Origin of the sequence: Microvirga sp. TS319 (genome assembly GCF_041276405.1) — a bacterium.
GTDB lineage: Bacteria > Pseudomonadota > Alphaproteobacteria > Rhizobiales > Beijerinckiaceae > Microvirga.
In genome coordinates this window covers 347,129-367,209 of sequence record NZ_JBGGGT010000002.1, presented here as the reverse complement: position 1 = coordinate 367,209, position 20,081 = coordinate 347,129, and the positions used below count along the sequence as shown (strand labels likewise).

The 20,081-nt window shown below is 65.2% G+C and carries 17 protein-coding genes; 13 read left to right on the top strand and 4 right to left on the bottom strand.

The features are described from left to right. Nucleotides 1–10: 10 nt before the first annotated feature. Complete coding sequence (locus AB8841_RS11150) at nucleotides 11–172, bottom strand: hypothetical protein (RefSeq protein ID WP_370435922.1); 162 nt, start codon at nucleotides 170–172, stop codon at nucleotides 11–13. On the opposite strand from AB8841_RS11150, the gene crtI reads away from it, so the two are divergent. The 8 genes from crtI to AB8841_RS11110 all read left to right on the top strand — a co-directional run bounded on the left by crtI (nucleotide 171) and on the right by AB8841_RS11110 (nucleotide 9,771). After that, nucleotides 171–1,721 (top strand): phytoene desaturase family protein, encoded by a 1,551-nt coding sequence (crtI, locus tag AB8841_RS11145; protein ID WP_370435921.1) that lies wholly within the window; start codon nucleotides 171–173, stop codon nucleotides 1,719–1,721. The genes AB8841_RS11150 and crtI overlap by 2 nt on opposite strands. 10 nt (nucleotides 1,722–1,731) lie before the next feature. After that, entirely contained in the window at nucleotides 1,732–2,136 is a 405-nt protein-coding gene (locus tag AB8841_RS11140) for a DUF2141 domain-containing protein (RefSeq protein WP_370435920.1), read from the top strand. A gap of 7 nt (nucleotides 2,137–2,143) precedes the next feature. Further along, entirely contained in the window at nucleotides 2,144–3,226 is a 1,083-nt protein-coding gene (locus AB8841_RS11135; RefSeq protein WP_370435919.1) for a cyclopropane-fatty-acyl-phospholipid synthase family protein, read from the top strand. Between the two features lie 130 nt (nucleotides 3,227–3,356). Next, nucleotides 3,357–4,892 (top strand): phytoene desaturase family protein, encoded by a 1,536-nt coding sequence (locus AB8841_RS11130; protein WP_370435918.1) that lies wholly within the window; start codon nucleotides 3,357–3,359, stop codon nucleotides 4,890–4,892. Between the two features lie 92 nt (nucleotides 4,893–4,984). Then, on the top strand, nucleotides 4,985–5,725 hold the full coding sequence (locus AB8841_RS11125; protein WP_370439245.1) for a lysophospholipid acyltransferase family protein: 741 nt from the start codon (nucleotides 4,985–4,987) through the stop codon (nucleotides 5,723–5,725). Continuing rightward, nucleotides 5,722–6,825: a glycosyltransferase family 2 protein gene (locus tag AB8841_RS11120; RefSeq protein ID WP_370435917.1), complete on the top strand. Its 1,104-nt coding sequence runs from the start codon at nucleotides 5,722–5,724 to the stop codon at nucleotides 6,823–6,825. Before AB8841_RS11125 ends, AB8841_RS11120 begins: the two co-directional genes overlap by 4 nt. Nucleotides 6,826–6,829: 4 nt before the next feature. Further along, on the top strand, nucleotides 6,830–8,488 hold the full coding sequence (locus tag AB8841_RS11115) for a squalene/phytoene synthase family protein (protein ID WP_370435916.1): 1,659 nt from the start codon (nucleotides 6,830–6,832) through the stop codon (nucleotides 8,486–8,488). Continuing rightward, complete coding sequence (locus AB8841_RS11110) at nucleotides 8,485–9,771, top strand: FAD-dependent oxidoreductase (protein ID WP_370435915.1); 1,287 nt, start codon at nucleotides 8,485–8,487, stop codon at nucleotides 9,769–9,771. The genes AB8841_RS11115 and AB8841_RS11110 overlap by 4 nt, the downstream gene beginning before the upstream one ends. A 97-nt stretch (nucleotides 9,772–9,868) precedes the next feature. Here AB8841_RS11110 and AB8841_RS11105 read toward each other — a convergent pair whose 3' ends face one another. Beyond that, on the bottom strand, nucleotides 9,869–11,317 hold the full coding sequence (locus AB8841_RS11105) for an MATE family efflux transporter (protein ID WP_370435914.1): 1,449 nt from the start codon (nucleotides 11,315–11,317) through the stop codon (nucleotides 9,869–9,871). A gap of 116 nt (nucleotides 11,318–11,433) precedes the next feature. Between AB8841_RS11105 and AB8841_RS11100 the strand changes: the two genes are divergently transcribed. Together AB8841_RS11100 and AB8841_RS11095 are read left to right on the top strand one after the other, a co-directional pair. Next, complete coding sequence (locus AB8841_RS11100) at nucleotides 11,434–12,411, top strand: amidoligase family protein (RefSeq protein WP_370435913.1); 978 nt, start codon at nucleotides 11,434–11,436, stop codon at nucleotides 12,409–12,411. Continuing rightward, the gene (locus AB8841_RS11095) at nucleotides 12,408–13,109 is read left to right on the top strand and encodes a gamma-glutamyl-gamma-aminobutyrate hydrolase family protein (RefSeq protein ID WP_370435912.1); all 702 of its coding nucleotides are present in this window, start codon (nucleotides 12,408–12,410) and stop codon (nucleotides 13,107–13,109) included. The genes AB8841_RS11100 and AB8841_RS11095 overlap by 4 nt, the downstream gene beginning before the upstream one ends. A gap of 6 nt (nucleotides 13,110–13,115) precedes the next feature. Here the strand turns inward: AB8841_RS11095 and AB8841_RS11090 are convergent, their stop codons facing one another. Next, entirely contained in the window at nucleotides 13,116–14,591 is a 1,476-nt protein-coding gene (locus tag AB8841_RS11090) for a response regulator (RefSeq protein WP_370435911.1), read from the bottom strand. A gap of 142 nt (nucleotides 14,592–14,733) precedes the next feature. Here AB8841_RS11090 and bglX point away from each other — a divergent pair, with 142 nt between their 5' ends. From bglX to AB8841_RS11075, 3 genes are all read left to right on the top strand, one after another. Continuing rightward, on the top strand, nucleotides 14,734–16,968 hold the full coding sequence (gene bglX / locus AB8841_RS11085; RefSeq protein WP_370435910.1) for a beta-glucosidase BglX: 2,235 nt from the start codon (nucleotides 14,734–14,736) through the stop codon (nucleotides 16,966–16,968). 100 nt (nucleotides 16,969–17,068) lie between these two features. Further along, the gene (locus tag AB8841_RS11080; RefSeq protein WP_370435909.1) at nucleotides 17,069–17,863 is read left to right on the top strand and encodes a YoaK family protein; all 795 of its coding nucleotides are present in this window, start codon (nucleotides 17,069–17,071) and stop codon (nucleotides 17,861–17,863) included. Nucleotides 17,864–18,045: 182 nt separating this feature from the next. Beyond that, a complete protein-coding gene (locus AB8841_RS11075; RefSeq protein WP_370435908.1) occupies nucleotides 18,046–18,885 on the top strand; it encodes a DUF1206 domain-containing protein in 840 nt (279 codons plus the stop codon). 84 nt (nucleotides 18,886–18,969) lie between these two features. Here the strand turns inward: AB8841_RS11075 and AB8841_RS11070 are convergent, their stop codons facing one another. Further along, nucleotides 18,970–20,070 (bottom strand): 5-methyltetrahydropteroyltriglutamate--homocysteine S-methyltransferase, encoded by a 1,101-nt coding sequence (locus AB8841_RS11070; RefSeq protein WP_370435907.1) that lies wholly within the window; start codon nucleotides 20,068–20,070, stop codon nucleotides 18,970–18,972. Between the last annotated feature and the right edge of the window lie 11 nt (nucleotides 20,071–20,081).

Sequence of the window (20,081 nt, the reverse complement as noted above, 5' to 3'; positions counted from 1 at the left end):
TACCCTTGCTTCAGGCAAGATATAGCCTGAACATGGTTTCATTTTCATAAGAGAAATTTTCGATTTTTATCTTCTTCCCGGCCATGCCTCTGGTCACCGGGAAAGCGTGTTCTACTTGCCATGATTCACCATCGGCCCTGCCGCCTTCGGTCCATAAGGATTGCCGCTTCATGTCGCATGCCTCGCACTCCTTGCGTGTGGCCATCGTCGGCGCAGGTCCCGGAGGTCTCGCATCCGCCATGTTGCTGGCCCGCGAGGGCGTTCCTGTAACCTTATTCGAAAGCGGACCTGCCGTCGGCGGCCGCACGCGAACGGTCCACGCGCCGGGCGGCTACAAATTCGATCTCGGGCCTACGTTTTTTCTTTATCCGCGCATCCTGAAAGACATCTTCGAGGCCTGCGGCGAGCGCCTCGAAGACCATGTCGAACTCAGACGGCTCGACCCGCAATACCATCTCGTCTTCGAGGGCAGCGGAGAGATGCGCGCAACAGCCGATCTCGCGCGTCTCGAGCAGGAAATCGCGAGACTTGCGCCTGCGGATGCGCGCAACGTTCGCCCTTTCCTCGACGACAATCGCGGGAAGCTCGAGGCCTTCCGGCCGATTCTCGAGCAGGCATTCACAAGCCCTGCCGATCTCGTGTCCCCTGCCATGCTGGCGGCCTTGCCGAAGCTGCGCCCCTTGTCCAGCGTCGATGGTGATTTGAAGCGCTACTTCGCGGATCCACGTGTGCGCTTGGCCTTTTCGTTCCAGACCAAATACCTCGGGATGTCGCCGTTCCAGTGCCCGAGCCTCTTCACGATTCTATCCTTCCTGGAATACGAGCACGGGGTCTATCACCCGATTGGCGGCTGCGGCGCCGTCTCGGAAGCCATGGCGGCTGTCGCCTGCAAGATGGGCGTCGACATCCGCCTCGACACGCCGGTCGATCGCATTCTCTACGACAATGGCGAAGCGGTCGGCGTGGAAGCCGGCGGGGAGACGTTCGCGGCAGGCTCCATCGTCGTCAACGGCGATTTCGGTCATGCCATGCGCCGCCTCGTGCCGGAAGCCATGCGCCCGCGCTGGACGAACGCAAAGCTCGATCGCGCAAAACTCTCCTGCTCGACCTTCATGCTCTATCTCGGCCTTGAGGGGGATGTGGGCGATCTGTCCCATCATACGATCCTTCTCGCGAAGGATTACGAACGCAACATTCGCGAGATCACTGAAGGCATTCTCTCGGACGAGCCTTCCATCTACGTCCAGCATGCGGGCGCAACCGACCCGACGCTGGCCCCGCGAGGGCACACGAGCCTCTACATCCTCGTTCCGGTACCGAACCTGCGATGCAACATCGACTGGCAGAAGGAGGCGCCGAGATATCGCAGGCTTGCGCTCGAGCGCCTCAAGCTGCTGGGGCTCGGCGATATCGAGAGCCGCATTCGCTTCGAGCGCACGGTCACGCCTTACGGCTGGCAGTGCGAGTTCTCCGTCTTCGAGGGAGCGACCTTCAACCTCGCGCACAATCTCACGCAGATGCTGTATTTCCGGCCGCACAACCGGTTCGGCCGCAATGTCTATCTGGTCGGCGGCGGAACCCATCCCGGCAGCGGCCTGCCCGTGATCTTCGAGGGCGCGCGCATCACCGCACGTCTTTTGATGGAAGACCGGAAGCGCGGGCGCGCAGGCTGGCTTCAGCCCGAACCGGAAGGCGAAGCGATCCGCGAGGCCATATCGTGAGGGACCACCCATGAGACGCGCTGGATGTATTCTCGGCCTCGTTTTCATCGCCCCCGCGGCCCAGGCCGCCACTCTCACGATCCGGGCAGAGGGCGTCGCCTCGGCGCAGGGCATGATCTATGCGGGAATCTGCGACACGAGCTTTGACGAGAGGACCTGCCCCTACAGGGACCGGGAAGCGGCAAGGCTCGGCACCGTTGAATTGCGCATCCGGAACGTCAAGCCGGGCTCCTATTCCATCGCGGTGTTTCACGACACCAATGGAAACGGCAAGCTCGACCGGAATATCCTCGGCCTGCCGAGCGAACCCTACGGTTTCTCGAACGACGTGGGGCGCCGCGGCCCGCCGAATTTCGACGCTGCCCGGATCGTCGTGAGGGAGCCCTCGACGACAATCGTCATCCCGGTCCGGTAGGCCTGCCATGTTGTGGCGCGCCTATGCCCTTCTGTCCCATGGCGGAGATCGCATGGGGTGGCGCTCCTGGCGAAGGCCCGCGCGCCCTCCTCTCCGGCAGCGCCCCGAAGACGTGCTCGATCTGCTGGAGCGGACGGACGAAGCCCTATGGCTCGCGAGCGCCCTCATGGCCAGTGCCGATTCCGGCGTGATCCGTGGCCTCGAGACGCCCTCGACGATCGAGGGAATGGCCGGGAGAATGTCTCTCGATCCGGCACTCGTCGCGACCCTCGTCGATGTCCTGATCGGCGCAGGTCTCGCGAGCTGCGAGGACGGCCGCGTCCAGGCAGCCCCGGCCTTGCAGTCCTTCACCTCCGAGGACGGGGCAAGGGCCTTCAAGGCCGCCCTGCAGGCTCCGCTTCTGCAGACGGAAGATTTCCGAGCCAGGCTCCGGGAAGGCCGTCTTGCGCTCGCGGGCTGGACGCATACCGACGAAGCCATCATCGACGCGCAGGGCGCACTGACACGGCTTTGGACCGCGAAGGCTCTGCCGAAACTCAGATTCCTGCCCGGTCTCGTCCCGTGCCTGGAGAGACAAGGCGCAAGCCTCCTCGACGTCGGCGCCGGAGCGGCGGGGCTGTCGATCACCCTGTGCCGGGCCTTTCCTCACCTGACGGCCGTCGCCCTCGAGCCGGCGGAGCCCTCGGCCGTCATCGGGGAACGGCGCGTGAGCGAGGCGGGGCTTTCTACACGCATCACCCTGCGTCGCCAGCGCGTGGAAGAAATGGAGGACAAAGTTGCCTTCGACCTCGCCTTCTTGCCGCAAATGTTCCTGCCGGGCGCCATCGTGGCGGAGGCGGCCTGGCGAATCTTTCACAGCCTGCGTCCTGGCGGCTGGCTCCTCGTGGCGGTGCTGGCGGATCGGGGGCCCGACATCTCCTCCTCCCTCAATCGCCTGAAGAACCTGCTTTGGGGCGGCGGCGCCCGCAGCCTTGACAGTCTGAAACCGCACTTTGTCGCCGCCGGCTTCGATCCTGTCATCCGGGCACCGGGCGGGCGCACCATTCGAATGATCTGCGCCCGCCGTCCCTTGGCCGGGAGTTCACCTTGAACTGCGTTGGGGCCCTCCTACAACCAAAACCTCAGGTGAGGCGCATGACCGGGAAACGAGACACCGGGAAACGAGATCTGCGCGCTTTCCGGCCCGAATTCCGCCGTCCGGACCCGATGGGAGGAACGTCGTGAATGCTCGAAGCGCTTCGGTTGCCGTGATCGGCGGAGGCCTTGGGGGATTGGCCGCGGCCTGCGTCGCGGCGGCGCGCGGCCACGCCGTGACGCTCTATGACAAAAATCCCTGGCTCGGAGGCAAGGCGGCCGTTCTGCGCGAAGGCGGCTTTCGCTTCGATATGGGACCAACGATCCTCACCGTGCCGCGCGTGCTGGAACGCATCTTCGCGGAAGCCGGACGCAATCTGTCCGACCATCTCGATCTCGTGCGGCTCGATCCGCAATGGCGCTGCTTCTTCGACGATGACACCCATATCGATCTGCAAGAAAGCATCGACGCGATGGCGACCGTCATGGACCGCTTCGCGCCCGGAACGAGCGCCGGTGCCGGCTATAAGCGCTTTCAGGAAATCTCGGCTCATCTTCATGATATCTCCAACCGCTTCTTCTTCTGGAAGTCAGTGGAGGACCTCTTCGATACGATCGACATCCGCGCGAACATGAATCCGGCGACCCTGCGGGATGTCCTGTCCCTGCGCATGGGCTCATCCGTTGCGGGCACCATCCGGTCCAACGTGAAGGACGAACGTCTGGCGCAGATGCTCGATCACTTCACGCAATATGTCGGGTCCTCGCCCTATGGATCGCCCGCCGTCCTCTGCGCCATCGCTCATATGCAGGCCGCCGAAGGCATATGGTATCCCATGGGCGGCACGCGCGCCGTCGCGGAGGCACTGATAAAGCTCGCAGCCGAGCTTGGCGTGACCTTCAAGCCCGAATCGGAGGTGGCGTCCCTGCAGATCGAGAACGGCGAGGTCAAGGGCCTCGTCCTCGCCGATGGCGAGGCGGCATCGTACGACCGCGTGATCTCCAATATGGATTCCATCCGCACGTACTGCGAACTCGTCGGCGGCGAGGTCGGCGAACATTATGCGCGAAAGGATTTCGAACCGGCCTGTTCGGGCGTGGTGCTCTATCTCGGCCTGAGCAAGCGCTACGACCACATTCTTCATCACGACTTCGTCTTCTCGCGCGATCCGGAGGAAGAGTTCGACTTCATCTACCGCCGAGGCGAGCCTGCTCCCGATCCGACCTGCTATCTTGCCGCTCCGGCTGCGACCGATCCCACCGTCGCGCCTGACGGCGGCGAGGCGCTCTACGTTCTGGTGCACACGCCGTACTTAAGGCCGCACCATGATTGGTCTCGGATGTTTCCCGCCTACCGTCGGGCGATCATCGACAAGCTCAAGCGCACCGCCGGCATGCAGGATATCGAGGACCGCATCGTTTTCGAGCGTCATCTGACCCCCCAGGACATCCATGATCGTTACAGGGTGCTGAATGGGGCCATCTATGGCCTGGCGAGCCACGGCAAGTTCATGGGAGCTTTCAAGCCCGGCAATCGAAGCCGGCAGATCCGCGGGCTCTATCTCGCAGGCGGCGCGGCTCATCCGGGACCCGGAATGCCGATGGTGATGATGTCGGGCTGGATCGCAGCCGACGCTCTGGATTCGGATCTCAAAGCCGACAACTTGCGGAACGCATCTTGATGCAGCAACGACACAGCGCGGCAAGGGGCCGGCTCTCCCGACAGGCAGAGCCCTCCCCCGTCGCGCTTCGCTCGCCCATCACCCACCGTTTCATGGTCTCGGCATTCCGCCGCTATTTCACACGTCACATGAATGCGCTGCGGATCGCGGGCTGGGGCCAGCCCATGGTGGCACCCAAGGGCCCGCTCATCGTCTATTCCAACCATCCGTCATGGTGGGACGCGGCTATCTATATCCTTGCTGCCGATCGTCTCTTTCCGGACTACGAAAGCTATGCTCCCATCGATGCCGGCATGCTGAAGCGATACGGCATCTTCCGCCGCATCGGCGCTTTCGGCATAGACCCGGGCAGCCGGCGGGGAGCCGCCGATTTCATGAAGGCAAGCGCTCGTATTCTGTCGTCCCCCGATCGTGCGCTCTGGATCGCGGCACAGGGCCGCTTCGCGGATGCGCGGGAGCGCCCGCTGGGCCTGAAACCCGGCATCGCGCGGCTGATCGAGATCTCGCCCGACTGCACGGTCATCCCTCTCGCGATCGAGTACGGCTTCTGGCTCGAACGGGGAGCGGAAGCGTTTATTGCCTTCGGCAATCCCATGCGCAGCGCCGATCTGCGCGAACTTCCACGCCCTGCTCGCCTGCAGCGCCTCGATGGCGAACTCGCGAGCGTGCTCGACCGGCTGAGCGAGGATGTGAAGGCGCGCGATCCTGCCCGCCTCCGGACGCTGCTCGAGGGCCGCGCCGGGATCGGCGGGATCTACGACGGCTGGCGTCGCCTGACGTCCACCTTGCGCGGGCGGGCCTTCGATCCGTCGCACGAGGGCCACCGATCATGACGACGCTCGGCATCATCCTTCTGGCACTCGCGACCCTTCCCGCAACACTCGTCGTCATCAACCTTGCCGTCCTGGGCAGAGCGCCCCATGCTCCCGCACAGGCGCGCACGCTCGTTTCGATCCTGATCCCCGCCCGCAACGAGGCTGCGAATATCGCGTCCACCGCCGAGGCGGCCCTTGCGAGCCGGGACGTCGAGATCGAAGTGCTGGTCATGGATGACGGTTCGACGGACGCCACGGCGGATATCGTCCGGGCGTTATCCGCCCGTGACCCGCGCCTGCGATTGCTGGACGCCCCGCCTCTGACGGAAGGCTGGACCGGCAAGGTCCATGCCTGCCATCATCTCGCGCAGCACGCGCGTGGAACCTATCTCCTCTTCGTCGATGCCGACGTCAGGGTGGCGCCTCGTGCCGCGGCTCTTCTGACGGGCCACGCGCAGACGACGGGCGCTCGCCTTGTCAGTGCGGTCCCACGCCAGATCATGAAGACGCCGGGCGAGTGGCTGACCGTGCCGACGATCAATCTGCTGCTCCTCGGCTATCTCCCCGTAAGCCTCATGCGCGCCTCGCCGCATCCGGGTTTCGGCGCAGCCTGCGGACAGCTGATGCTCGTGGAGACAAAGGCGTATCATGCAAGCGGCGGGCATGCCGCCATCCGGTCTCTGATCCACGACGGCATTCAGCTTGCCCGCCAGATCCGGCGCAACGGCTTCATGACCGATCTCGTGCCGGGGGACAGGCTCGCTGCGTGCCGCATGTATTCTCGCTTCGGGGACGCATGGAATGGTTTTGCCAAGAATGCCCATGAAGGGATGGCAAAGCCGGTGGCGCTGCCGGTGTGGACTTTCCTGCTCTTCGGCGGGCACGTCATGCCGTTTTTATTGCTGCCCTTCGCGCCGGCATGGCCCATCGCCTGTGCCGCGCTGCTGTCGCTCGCGACGCGCGCCATGGTCACGGTCGCCACGCGAGAGTCTCCTGTCTCGATTCCTTTCCATCCCTTCACCATTCTTGTCAGCCTCGCACTCCAATGGTGCGTTCTCCTGCGGATCGGCCGTGCGGGTCGGACAGGTTGGAAGGGAAGGCTCTATCCGGTGGGGTGAGGCCATGAGCACGCTGGCCAGGAATGCAACCAAGGGTCTGAAGGATGAGAGTTTTCCCGTCGCGTCCCTGGTGCTGTCGCCTGAGCACCGGGAGGCCGTGCTCACCTTCTATGCCTTCGTACGATCGGCCGACGACATTGCCGATGCACCGGATCTCACCACGGCCGAGAAGCTGACGCAGCTCGAGGCCATCGAGCAGGCGCTCGTCACAGGGGACCCGAAGGTTCCCGAGGCCTATGGGCTTTTCCGGATCGAGAGGACTTACAACACCGGTATCGCGCAGGCGCGCGAGATGCTGCGGGCCTTCCGGCAGGATGCGATCAAGTCGCGCTACGACGACTGGGCGGACCTTCTCGACTCTTGCCGCTTCTCGGCTAATCCGGCAGGACGCTTCCTGCTGCAGCTGCATGGAGAAGCAGCCACGGCGCAGGCGCCGGCGGATGCTCTGTGCACCGCCCTGCAGATCCTCAACCACCTGCAGGATTGCCGCCAGGACCACGAGCGCCTGGGGCGCATCTACATTCCTGTCCAATGGATGCTGCTCACAGGGGGCGAGACGGCCTTTTTCACCCCGGCCCAGGCTGCGACGAGACGCATGGTTCTGGATGCCATGCTGGATCGCGTCGATGAGCTGATCGACCGAGCCCGGGTTCTGCCCGAGCGGCTCCAGAACAGGCGCCTGCGCGCCCAAAGCGTGGCCACCATCGCTCTGGCGGAGCGCCTGAGCCGGATCCTGCGCCGGATCGACCCGGCGATCGAGCGCGCCCAGATCGGCAAGCTGGATGCGGCCCGCGCGTTTCTGGCCGGGCTGTCCGGACTTGTCCATCGGCCGAAGGGAAGCGATTCCCGCGTCACGGCGGCGGCGGTGCGCCGATCCGGCTCTTCGTTCCGGCTTGGCATGCAGAGCCTGAGCCATGAGCGCCGCCGCGCCATCCACGCGGTCTATGCCTTTTGCCGTGCCGTGGACGATGTCGCGGACGGAGCCGCCCCAGCCTCGGAGAAGCTGCATGCCCTGCGCGAATGGCGCCGGGAAATCGACCGTCTCCACCGTGCCCCAGAAACGCCCATCGGCCGCGAACTCTCGCGCGCCTCCAGCCTGTTCCAGTTGCCTCTCGACGAATGCCATGCCCTGCTCGACGGCATGGAGACCGACAGCGCCAACCGGGTGCGGCTGGCAACCGACGACGACCTTCAGCTTTACGGGCGGCGTGTCGCCGGGTCCGTCGGCACTCTGTCGGTTCACATCTTCGGCGTGCCGACGGCCCGCGCCTTCGCCCTCGACCTCGGCCGCACCCTGCAGCTCGTGAACATCCTGCGGGACGTGGATGAGGACGCGGCGTGCGACCGGGTCTACATCCCGCTCTCGCGTCTCGCCCGGCTCGGGCTCGACGATGCGCCGGCGCCCCTTCTTGTGGCCGACCCACGCTTTGCCCGCGTCTGCGAAATCCTGGCCGGGGAGGCGCGGGCAGGCTTTGCCGCCGCGGACGAGTCCCTGGAGCGCCTCGATCGGGCCGCTCTCAAGCCCGCGATCCTGATGATGGAGAATTACCGCTGCGTCCTCGACCGGCTCACGGCCCGCGGATGGAACGCACGACAGGGCAGGCTCCACTTGACCGCGGGAGACAAACTGCACCTGCTCACCCGCGCCATGAGGCCCACATGACGGTAGGACGCACCCACATCGTCGGTGCCGGCATCGCCGGTCTGAGCGCCGCGCTCGCGATCACCCGGCAAGGAGGCGAGGCCGTCCTTTACGAGGCCGCGCCCCAGCCCGGAGGCCGCTGCCGGACGATCCATCCCGATCATGGCTTCGCGCATGACAACGGCACCCATGTCCTGTTCACGGCCAATCGGCACGCGCTGAATCTGCTCAAGGCTGTCGGCGCAAGGGCCAGATGGATCGAGCCTGAGCGGAAGGGACTTCCGCTCTATGAAACCCACACCGGCACGATGCGGCAGATCGGATTGTCGCCATGGTCGTGGCTCCGGCGGTCTCACCGCCCGGCAGGTCTGGGCATTACCGATCTCGCCCGGATCCTTCGCCTCGCCTTTTCCGCGCAGGAGTGCCCTGTCGCCTCCATCATCGGCGACAGACCGATCATGGACAGCCTCATCGGACCGCTCACCATTGCGGTTCTCAACACACCGCCCAACGTGGCGTCCGCCCAGCGTCTCGGTCTGGCATTGCGGCGGCTGATGTGGCCGCGTGCAAGCCGGTTGCTCGTGGCCGGCACCGGGCTCAGCGAAGATCTCGTCCGCCCCGCGGTCGAGACCCTGCAGACGCAAGGTGTTCCCATTCTGGCGGGGCAACGCCTCAGACACCTCGTCACCAGCCGCGATCGGGTTATCGGCCTGAGCCTCACGGACCGCACCGTTGCTCTTGGGCCCGACGAACGGGTGATCCTGGCCCTGCCCCCTTATGAAATCGGACGGTTGCTGCCCGCCCTGCCCGTCCCCCGGCGCTTCGAGGCCATCCTCAACGTGCATTTCCGCCTGGCCGGACCCGAAAGGCCGCGTTTCATCGGCGTCACCGGCGCGCGCGCTCAATGGCTCCTGGTGCGCCGGGATCATGTGAGCGTCACGATCTCGGCGGCCGATGCCACCCTGAACGAGATTGCGGCGGATCTCGCATCCGCCGTCTGGCACGAGATCGCCCCGATTTTGAGTCACATCGGCATCGACGCTTCCGCCGCCCGACAGCCCGAGGCGCGGGTCGTCAAGGAAAAGCGCGCGACGATCCGCCAGGATGCGACCTTGCTGCCTCAGCCGCCCCGGCTGCCTCTCGCGAACCTGGCGCTTGCCGGAGACTGGCTGGGTGTCCTCCCGGCCACGATCGAGAGTGCCGTCATCTCCGGCGAGGAGGCCGCCGCGGTGCTGGAACGCAGTCCGAGCGCCGGAACGCACGCCGCACGCCATCATTCGCCCCGGCGCGAGGACGCGGCATGATCCGGGACCGTCCCTCCGATGCTCCCTTCTTGGAAAGAGCGCATCGTTTGAGCGGAAAACCGGGGCCACTTTTTCGCACGATGCGCTGGCCGACCGCTCAGCGCGCGAATGCCTCCTGAACGTCCTTCGGCACGGCCGTGACAAGGCCCAGCCTGTCGCGCCGCACCCAGCGCCAGAGCATCAGGCCGGCAACGACACCGAGGCCCGTCGCCAGGCCGATCCAGATGCCGATGCCGCGAAGCGGCGTCCCGAAGGCGAGGATCACGCCGAGCGGCAGGCCGACTCCCCAATAACCGAAGGCCGCATAGATCATCGGCACCCGGGTATCCTGCAGGCCGCGCAACATGCCCGCTCCGATGGCCTGCGACGCGTCGGCGAGCTGGAAGACCGCCGCCATGACCAGGAACGAAACGGCGAAGCCGATCACGGCTGCGTTCTTCGGATCGTTGAGATCGAGGAAGGCGCTCAGCAGCAGACGCGGCGCGAAGAGCATGAGCGAGGCCGTCACGACCATGAAGCTCGTGGCGAGGGCAAAGGCCGTCCAGCCTGCCCGGCTCACCCCCGCCGGATCCTGGGCCCCGTAGGCCCGGCCGACCCGCACGGTCGCCGCCTGGCTGAGGCCGAAGGGGACCATGAAGCAGAAGGAGGCGATCTGCAGGGCGATGGCATGAGCCGCCAGCTCGTTGGCGCCGATGCGCCCCATAAGCAGTGCGGCCGCGTTGAAGATCGTCACCTCGAAGGCGAGTGTCAGGCCGATGGGCACGCCGATGCGCCACAGGGTGCGGTAGCGCGGCCAATCGGGCCGCCAGAAGCGGCCGAAGATGTGATAGCGCCTGAGTTGCGGATCCAGGCAGATCACGAGGGCAAGCCCCAGGAACATGAAGACGCTCGAGATCACGGTGCCGACGCCCGCCCCGATCAGCCCCAGATGAGGCATGCCGAACTTGCCGAACATGAAGCAATAGGCGGCGCCCAGGTTCACCGGCACCGCAAGGCTGCCGATGATGAGCGGCCAGCCCGGGCGCTCCAGCGCCGCCAGGAACGAACGCAGGACCAGGTAGAGCAGGAAGGGCAACAGGCTCCATTGGAGAGCACGGATGTACTGACCCGCCATGTGGGCGAGCGCGGGCTCCTGCCCCATGGCGAGGAGGAGGATCTCCCCGTTCCAGGATACGATCCAGATCGGCACCGCAACGGTGATGGCGGCCCAGAACCCCTGCCGGACCGTGCGGCGCACCTCCCGAACCGAATGCCGTCGGCGCCCCAGTTCCTCCGCGATCAGGGGCGACGTCGCGCTCATGAGGCCGATGCCGAAGATCAGAAAGGCGAAATAGAGATTCGTGCCGAGCGCGCCCGCCGCCAGCGCATCGGAGCCGAGCCATCCCATGAGGATGACGTCCGATGTCATCAGGGAGTTCTGGGCCACGTTGGTCAGGACCAAGGGCCAGCCCAAGGCAATCGTGGCGCGCAGCTCCGCCATCCAGGCGGATTTGTCGAAGTTCCGATGGTTCGCGATCATGATGGCGGGTTTGTAACCAAAGGACATCCGGAAAGCCACACCGGGCCTTTCGAAAAGAAGCGGGACGGTCGGGTCAAGGAACTCAGCCACACCGCGCCCGTTCCTCAAACGCCTCGCATTTTTGCGTTCTGCCGGAGTCCTGAATGGTGCAGTCGGCTCTTCCGACCTCGATCGACTTCCTGTCCCCGCCCGTCCTGTACAACGAGCGCGGCGAAGTGCGCACCGTGGGGGTCGAGATCGAGTTCGTCGGCCCCTCCGCAGAAAGGACCGTGCAGGCCCTCCAGGAGGCGCTCGGAGGCCACCTCATCGAGGTGGACCCGCATTCCTTCGCGCTGAAGGATTCGTCGATCGGCGAGCTGATGGTCGAACTCGACAGCCGCATCCTGCATCCGGGCAAGAACGGGGGCGGACAGAAAGGTGTGCTGCCCAAGATCGCGGCCCTTTTCGGCTTCGCGGCGAGCTATCTCGTGCCCTGCGAGCTGGTGACGGCACCGACGCCCATCAACCACCTGCAGAAGCTCGATCGCATTCTCGAGATTTTGCGCGGTCTCGGCGCGAAGGGCACGCAGGATGCGCCCTTCTATGCCTTCGGCCTTCACTTCAATCCGGAGATTCCGTGCCAGGATGCCTCCACCGTCACCGCCTTCTTGAAGAGCTTCGTCCTCCTGAATCCCTGGCTGCGCCGGGAGGTCTCGCCCGACCGCACCCGAGACCTTCTCGGCTTTGCCGATCCGTTTCCGCCCGATTACGTCCACCTGATCGTCTCGCCCGATTACTGGCCCGATCTCCCGCGCTTCATCAACGATTATCTGGCCGTCAATCCGACCCGCAATCGCGACCTGGACCTGTTGCCCCTGTTGCATCATCTCGACCAGGACCGCGTCCGGGCCATGCTTCCGAGCGAGAAGATCAATGGGCGCCCGACCTTCCATTACCGGCTCCCGGACGCGCGCGTGAGCGATCCCGGCTGGAGCATCGCACCGGATTGGAACCGCTGGGTCGCCGTCGAGCGCCTGGCATCGGATCGCGCGATGCTCGACCTGGTCGGGAACACCTACCTTGCCTTCAAGGGCGAGGACAAAAGCTGGGCCAATATCGTGGAGCAGGTCGTACGATCATGACAGCGCCTCTGATCGGCATCACCACGTCGCGGCGGGGCGGCTGGCGCAGCTATCTGATGCACTGGCTGGCGCTCACCCGCGTGGGCGCCCGCGCCGCCCGCCTCGTTCCGGGAGAGGCATTGCCGGATGAGCCTCTCCAGGGCCTCGTCATCGGCGGCGGCGACGATATCGGCGCGGAGATCTATGGCGGCAAGGTTCTTCCGGACGTCCGCATCGACCCCGATCGCGACAGGATGGAGCTCTCGCTTCTGAAGGCCGCACTGCCCCGGCAGCTTCCCGTCCTGGGTATCTGCCGCGGATCGCAGATGATCAACGTGGCCTTGGGCGGCACCCTCTACACGGATATTTACGAGGTCTATGTTCAGGCTCCGAAGATGCGCACGGTCCTGCCCAAAAAGCGCGTGGCGATCGAGGCCGATTCCCGCCTCGACAGAATTCTGCGCTGCAATCCCTGTCTCGTGAATGCCCTGCATCACCAATCCGTGGACAAGCTCGGGGAAGGCTTGAGGATCGCGGCCCGCGACGAAAGCGGAATCGTTCAAGCCATCGAAAGCGACGAAGCGCCCTTCCTGATCGGCGTTCAATGGCACCCGGAGCTTCTGGTCTGGAAAAAGCCGCAGCAACGGCTGTTCGCGGCGCTGGCGCAGGCCGCGGGCCGGGTGGCATCTCCCCTGGCGGCCAAAACCCTGGTGACGTGAGGATCCTCACGCGCTCCGCGAGCGCGGAAACAGCGGAATGACCTTGTTTCCCTCGTCCCGCGGCACCAGTTGCCGCTGAATCGCGGCGTGCAGATCGCGGCTGACGATGGGCTTCTGCAGCAACGGGAACTCGCCGTTTTCATCGGCCATGACGGGATTGCCGGTGATCAGCAGGACCGGGAGGCCAGGGAAGATCTGCCGTACCTCGCGGGCCAGCATGACGCCGTTCATGGTCCCGGACATGGCCATATCGGTCAGCACGAGGCCCGGCCGGCGCGCCTTCAGGTTTCTGATCGCCTGCGCGGCGTCCGTCGCGATGCTCGTGACGTAGCCGAACTCCTCCAATGTGGATTGCAACGCGAGCGCAACCTCGAGTTCGTCGTCGACGATGAGGATTTCGGCATTCTGCTGGACTGCGTCCTCGGGCGGCTCGTCCTCCGCCTGAGTGCCGAAGGGCAGCATCGTCGCAGCGCGCGCGCGGGGCAGGTACAGCGCGATCGTCATCTCGACACCGCTGCGGAACACCTTCGAGGCGCCACCGATGCCTTGGAGAAAGTGCAGGCTGCGGCTGAGGCGAAGCCAGGACGAGACATCGACCTCCCGGAGCATGAACGCCCGCTCCACGCCGTCATCGGGGTTCTGCGGACTCTCGCTCGCAGGAGCGCTGCAGATCCTGAGTTCGACGAAATCGCCTTCGATGGTCAGTTGGGGGAGAGTGCCCTTCTCGATCCACGTATTCTGCGCTTCGAGAGAAATCGTGCCGCCCTGTGTCAGGGTATCCCGGACATAGGCGCTCAAGGTGACGATCGCCGTTTCGATATCGTCTGGATCGGCCTCCACGGTCCAGAGATCCTCGGCCAGCGACACTTGCAGCTCCACCGTGTCGCGCAGGAGCGAGCGTCCCATGAGGATCGCGACCGAGCTGATTCTCTCCGACAGATCGAGATATTGAACCTGCGGCTCGCTTTGACGGGAGAAGGACGCGGATTTCGCGATGAGCTTCGCCGCCTGGTCGGCCGCGACGAGGGCCGAGAGCAATTTGCGCTGGACCGGCGGCTGATCCTTCATATGGCGGGCAACCGCGTCGATATTGGCGCTGATCACCGTGAGCTTGTTGTTGAGATCATGGACGATTCCGTCCCTCAGATGCCCGACGGCCTCGGCCTTTTGGAGGCGGCGCAAGGATTCGTCGCTCTCCTCCGGCACGAGCTCCTCCACGGCCTGGACCTGCTCCGGCTCCATGGCGGGCTCCGCCGTGACCGCCGTGAAAATGGAAGCATCCTCGACGGCCTGCTCGTCGAGCAGCCGACCGATCTGGCGGCCGACCAGCAGGGGGGCGCCGGCCGCCACCGCGAGGAAAAAGGCCAGGGACGTGGCGAGCGCCTCGGCATTGCGGGTATAGGCGGCCGCCGCCAGCGCCAGACCTGACAGAATCAGGGCGCAGGACAAAGCCAGGAAGGGCAGCCTCAGGATTGTCGGCACGGGTTGCTCGCGTATTCTCACAAAGCCATTGACCTAGGACCCGCAAGACGCCACTTCGGGGCGCTGTCTTGTGGAGCACGAAGAAATAGGAAGCGGGACGGCTCTCGCCATCATGTTTTCGTGCCGATTTATGGAGACGAATGTGCGGCTTTCTTATGTCCTAGGCCTTTTTTCCGCCCTGGCCGTATCGAGCCTGCTCCAAGCGGGAGCCTCGGCTCAGGACGCCGTCGAGCGGCGCGTGGACGACCTGCTGGGACAGATGACGCTCGAGGAGAAGGTCGGGCAGCTGAATCTCGTCTCCCATGGTCCGCCTTTGCGCTGGGAGGATATTTCCGAGGGCAAGGCCGGGGCGGTCTTGAACTTCAACAATGCCGGGGACGTGGCCCGGGCTCAGGCCCTCGTCCGGCAATCGCGTCTCAAGATCCCGCTGCTCTTCGGCCTCGATGTTCTGCACGGCTTCCGCACCCAGTTCCCACTTCCCTTGGGAGAGGCTGCGGCATTCAGCCCGCGGATCTCCTTTCTCGCGTCGGAATGGGCCGCCAAGGAGGCGTCCTATGTGGGCGTGAACTGGACCTTCGCCCCCATGGCGGATCTCTCGCGCGACAGCCGGTGGGGCCGCATCGTCGAAGGCTTCGGCGAAGATCCCTATCTCGGCTCGGTCCTGACCGCTGCCCGGGTGGAAGGGTTCCGCAAGGGCGGGCTCGCGGCCTCGACGAAACATTTCGCAGGCTATGGCGCGCCGCAGGGCGGCCGCGACTACGATACCACCTACATTCCCCGTGCGGAGATGTACGATACCTACCTGCCGTCCTTCCGGGCGGCGGTCGAGGCCGGTTCGGCGAGCTTCATGGCCGCCTTCAATGCGCTCAACGGCGAGCCTTCCACGGCCAATCCCTGGCTGCTGACCGATGTTCTGCGCAACCAATGGGGCTTTGACGGTTTCGTCACCTCGGATTGGGTCGGCATCGGCGAGCTGATCAATCATGGCATCGCGGCGGACGGCGCCGAAGCCGCCCGCAAGGCCGTTCTCGCCGGCGTCGACATGGACATGATGGGGCAGCTCTACATCAGGCACCTGCCTGACGAGGTGCGCGCCGGGCGTGTGCCGGAAAGCGTCATCGACGAGTCGGTGCGTCGGGTCTTGCGCACCAAGTTCCGCCTCGGCCTGTTCGACCAGGCTCCCATCGACCCCGCACGCACGGATGACGATTTTCCCTCGAAGGAGGCTCGCCAGGCCGCCCGCGAGGTGGCGCGCGAAACCCTCGTGCTCCTGCAGAACAAGGGAGACGTCCTTCCCGTCAAATCCGGCACGCGCTCGATCGCCGTCATCGGCCCCCTGGCCGATGCGCCCCAGGACCAGTTGGGCCCGCACGCGGCTCGCGGCCACAAGCAAGATAGTGTCACGATCCTCGATGGCATCCGTCGGCGCGCGCAATCCGCCGGCATCACGGTGAGCCACGCGCCGGGCTGTGATCTCATGTGCGGTTCGACGGACCTTTTGCCCGCTGCCCTCGATGCCGCCAAGAAGGCGGACCTCGTGATCGCGGTCTTCGGCGAGCCGCAGGAGCTTTCGGGCGAAGCGGCCTCGCGCGTCGATCTCAGGCTCACCGGCAAGCAGATCCAGATCCTGGAAGCGCTGGCTGCGACCGGAAAGCCGGTCGCGCTCGTGATCATGGGCGGCCGCCCGCAGATCCTTGGCCCGGTGGCGGAACATGTTCCGGCGATTCTCATGGCCTGGTATCCCGGCACGGAGGGCGGCAATGCCGTGGCAGATGCGCTGTTCGGCGACGTCAACCCGAGCGGCAAACTCCCGCTCACCTGGCCGCGCGCGACCGGCCAGCTGCCCCTGTATTACAACCGCCTGCCCACGGGCCGTCCGACGCTCGCGAACAACCGCTTCACGCTGCAATATATCGACGAGGCGATCACGCCGCTCTACCCGTTCGGCTGGGGCCTCAGCTACACCCAATTCGCCTATTCCGACGCCGCCATCGCGAAGCGCTCGCTCGAGTCGGGCGAGTCTCTCGATGTCGCCGTGAACGTGACGAACAAGGGTTCGCGAGCCGGCCAGGAGGTCGTGCAGCTCTATACGCGTGATCCGGTGGCGAGCCGCAGCCGACCTCTGCGGGAATTGAAGGCGTTCGAGAAAGTCGATCTGGCTCCCGGCGAGACGAAACGGGTGACTCTTCGGGTTCCCGTGGAATCCCTCGGCTTCCATCTCGATGACGGCAGCTATGTCGTCGAGGCCGGCGCGATCCAGGTCTTCGTCGGCGGAAACTCTCTCGCCGAAAGCGCCGGCGAGGCGGAGATCGCGAAGACGATCAGAATGCCGCCCGAAGAGCGGCGCGCTTCCGCCTCGACAGGCCTCGCGCAATGAGCAACGAGAGGGCCGCTCGATATTCGTCGAGGGCCCTTTGCGAGCGGCCCATTGTTCGATGAATGACCCGGGCGGAGCGCCGCGGTAAACTCTTTTCGAAATGGACCTCAAGCGTACATCCGTAAAGCATCGCACCCTGGCCGCCCGCGCCCTTGGATCGGTGAAGGCGATTGCCGCCTCGGAGCGCACGGGCGTCACGGATACCCTGCTCGGCATGGCGCTGACATTCATCGCCGGCGCGATCAATGCAGGCGGCTTTCTCGCCGTCGGGCAATACACGTCCCACATGTCGGGTATTCTCTCGTCCATGGCGGACAATCTCGCCGTCGGCAGCGCCACCCTCGTCACTCTGGGCCTTGCCGCCTTCGTCCCCTTCGTGTCGGGCGCCGCCTGCTCGGCCGTCCTTATCAACTGGGGCCGAAGGCATCGTCTCGGCAGCCGCTACGCCCTCCCGCTCCTGCTGGTGGCCGTTCTTCTCTGCCTCTTCGGCGTGCTCGGCTGGCTCGCTCATCCGTCGCCGGCATTCGTGGCGGGCGCGGTGCCGCTGCTGTGCTTCATCATGGGCCTGCAGAACGCGACCATCACCAAGATCTCCGGCGCGCGCATGCGGACGACCCACGTCACCGGCATCGTGACGGATGTCGGCATCGAACTCGGCAAAATGCTCTACTGGAACCGTCATGCGGGCGAGATCGTGAGGGCGGACCGGGAGAAGCTGCGCCTTCTCCTCCTGCTGCTCGGCTCCTTCTTCATCGGCGGCATCACGGGAGCCATCGGCTTCAGCTCCATCGGATTCCTGTTCTCCCTGCCATTCGCGCTTCTGCTCGTGCTGCTTGCAGGGCCGACGCTGGCCGACGACATGATCGCCCGCACCGAGCGCTCGCGCGACTCTTAGACCTCTCCCTAAGCCCTTTGGGGGCTGGAGACCTTCGGTCTGATCGGACTTTTCCTCGATCCCATCGTGATGGTCGCGCTCCTGACGCTCGGCCGGCAGGGGATCCGCCTTCAGACCGGCCTGTCCGAGGAACATCCGGCGAGTCTCGTCGGTTCATGATCATGAAAGCGGAGCCGCCTGTGATGTCGAACCCCACGTTCAACCCCCTCGAGACATTGGCCCGGTTCGGCTATGGCGCGCGCGGAGTCGTTTACGGGCTCGTCGGAGGTCTGGCCCTTCTCGCGGCCTTCGGCTCTGGCGGTCAGGCCGGCGGCAGCCGGTCCGCATTGCAGGCGCTGCTCGCGCAGCCTTTCGGGCAGGTCTGGCTGGTTCTGATCGCGCTCGGCCTCTTCGGATTCTGCACCTGGCGCGTGGTGGAGGCCCTCACCGATACCGACCGGCGCGGATCCGACGTGAAAGGCTGGGCGATCAGAGCCGGGCACCTGATCGGCGGCGCGATCTATGCCGGCCTTGCGCTCTCCGCGCTGAACCTTGCACTGGGCCAAGGCTCCGGGGGCGGTGAAGACCAATCCGCCCAGGACTGGACCGTCTGGCTCATGAGCAAGCCCCTCGGCCCCTGGCTGGTGGGGCTCATCGGGGTCGGCATCGCGGCGACCGGGCTCGGCTTCGCCTGGAAGGCGTGGCGCGGCAACGTTGCCGCCTATCTCGTCCTGCCGCCCGACAGGAAGAACTGGATCGCCTTCCTCGGGCGCATGGGCTTTGCCGCCCGCGGCGTCGTCTTCGTGATCGTCGGCGGATTCCTGATCCTGGCCGCTCTCAACCATTCGTCCGCGGAGGTCCACGGCCTTGGGGGCGCCCTCAAGGCCCTGCAGCGCCAGCCCTATGGCTGGATCCTTCTGGCGCTCACGGCGATCGGCCTTTTCGCCTTCGGCCTCTATGGCCTGGTGCAGGCCCGCTACCGCCACATCGACGCGCCGGGTCTCGACGATGCGAAAGCGGCCGTGGCACAGATGAAGCCCTGAGCGGCGCTGTCGAAAAGACTCTCGAACGACACGCCCGTCCTGCCTTGCAGCGCGTGGGCCGCCTGCAAGGCAGGGTCGGAACCCTTATCCCCAGACCTCCTGGGCGATCTCCACGATCATGCGCAGCTTCGCCCATTGCTCGTCCTCCGCGAGGACATTGCCCTCCTCGGTCGAGGCGAAGCCGCATTGCGGCGAAAGGCAGAGCTGGTCGAGACCGACATATTTCGTGGCCTCGTCGATCCGGCGCTTGATATCGTCCTTGCTCTCCAGCGTGCCCGTCTTGGACGTGACGAGACCGAGAACCACGGTCTTGCCCTTGGGCAGGAAACGCAGGGGCTCGAAACCGCCCGCCCGATCCGTGTCCCATTCCATGAAGTAGCCGTCGACCGGCATGGCGTTGAACAGCGTCTCGGCCACGGGCTCGTAGCCGCCCGAGGCGATGAAGGTGGAGCGGAAATTCCCCCGGCACAGGTGCATGGTGATCGTGAGATCCTCGGGCTTGTCCTTGAGGGCCTCGCGCACCATGCCGGCATAGATGTCCGGCTGCCTTTCCGGATCGTCGCCGCGCTGGCGCAGCATCTCGCGCTGATCGGGATCGCACAGATAGGCGAACGAGATGTCGTCGAACTGAAGATAACGGCAGCCCGCGTCGTAGAAGGCGTGCACGGCCTTGTTGTAGGCCGCGCCCACATCGGCATAGAACTGGTCCATCTCCGGATAGACCCCGACATTCATCATTTTCCGGCCGCCGCGGTAATGGAGCATGCTCGGACCGGGGATCGTCATCTTGGCGACGCGGCTCGTATTGTCCTTCACGAAGCGGAAATGGTCGATCATCGGATGGCTGGAGAAGCCTACCTTGCCGGTCACCCGCAGGGCCTTGGTGATGCCGACGCCACCCTTGAAGTTCATGCCGGAATCGGCCTCGATCGAGGTCACGCCGTCGAGATGCTCCAGGAAGTCGAAATGCCAGAAGGCCCGGCGGAACTCGCCGTCCGTGACAGCCTGAAGGCCGATCTCTTCCTGGCGCTTGATGATCTTGCGGATCTCCTGATCCTCGATCTCCTTCAGGCCCGCATCCGAAAGCTGCCCGTCATGGTGCCGGTGCCGCGCATCCTTCAGCGCCCCCGTCCGCAGAAGGCTGCCGACCATATCGGCTCGAAAAGGTGGTTGGGTGCGCTGCATGGACTTGTCCT

Excerpts from the sequence above, each read along its gene's own strand:
- crtI (WP_370435921.1), top strand. The coding sequence starts at position 171 with ATGTCGCATGCCTCGCACTCCTTGCGTGTGGCCATCGTCGGCGCAGGT.
- AB8841_RS11150 (WP_370435922.1), bottom strand. The coding sequence starts at position 172 with ATGAAGCGGCAATCCTTATGGACCGAAGGCGGCAGGGCCGATGGTGAA.
- AB8841_RS11140 (WP_370435920.1), top strand. The coding sequence starts at position 1,732 with ATGAGACGCGCTGGATGTATTCTCGGCCTCGTTTTCATCGCCCCCGCG.
- AB8841_RS11135 (WP_370435919.1), top strand. The coding sequence starts at position 2,144 with ATGTTGTGGCGCGCCTATGCCCTTCTGTCCCATGGCGGAGATCGCATG.
- AB8841_RS11125 (WP_370439245.1), top strand. The coding sequence starts at position 4,985 with ATGGTCTCGGCATTCCGCCGCTATTTCACACGTCACATGAATGCGCTG.
- AB8841_RS11120 (WP_370435917.1), top strand. The coding sequence starts at position 5,722 with ATGACGACGCTCGGCATCATCCTTCTGGCACTCGCGACCCTTCCCGCA.
- AB8841_RS11115 (WP_370435916.1), top strand. The coding sequence starts at position 6,830 with ATGAGCACGCTGGCCAGGAATGCAACCAAGGGTCTGAAGGATGAGAGT.
- AB8841_RS11110 (WP_370435915.1), top strand. The coding sequence starts at position 8,485 with ATGACGGTAGGACGCACCCACATCGTCGGTGCCGGCATCGCCGGTCTG.
- AB8841_RS11105 (WP_370435914.1), bottom strand. The coding sequence starts at position 11,317 with ATGTCCTTTGGTTACAAACCCGCCATCATGATCGCGAACCATCGGAAC.
- AB8841_RS11100 (WP_370435913.1), top strand. The coding sequence starts at position 11,434 with ATGGTGCAGTCGGCTCTTCCGACCTCGATCGACTTCCTGTCCCCGCCC.
- AB8841_RS11095 (WP_370435912.1), top strand. The coding sequence starts at position 12,408 with ATGACAGCGCCTCTGATCGGCATCACCACGTCGCGGCGGGGCGGCTGG.
- AB8841_RS11080 (WP_370435909.1), top strand. The coding sequence starts at position 17,069 with ATGGACCTCAAGCGTACATCCGTAAAGCATCGCACCCTGGCCGCCCGC.
- AB8841_RS11075 (WP_370435908.1), top strand. The coding sequence starts at position 18,046 with ATGTCGAACCCCACGTTCAACCCCCTCGAGACATTGGCCCGGTTCGGC.
- AB8841_RS11070 (WP_370435907.1), bottom strand. The coding sequence starts at position 20,070 with ATGCAGCGCACCCAACCACCTTTTCGAGCCGATATGGTCGGCAGCCTT.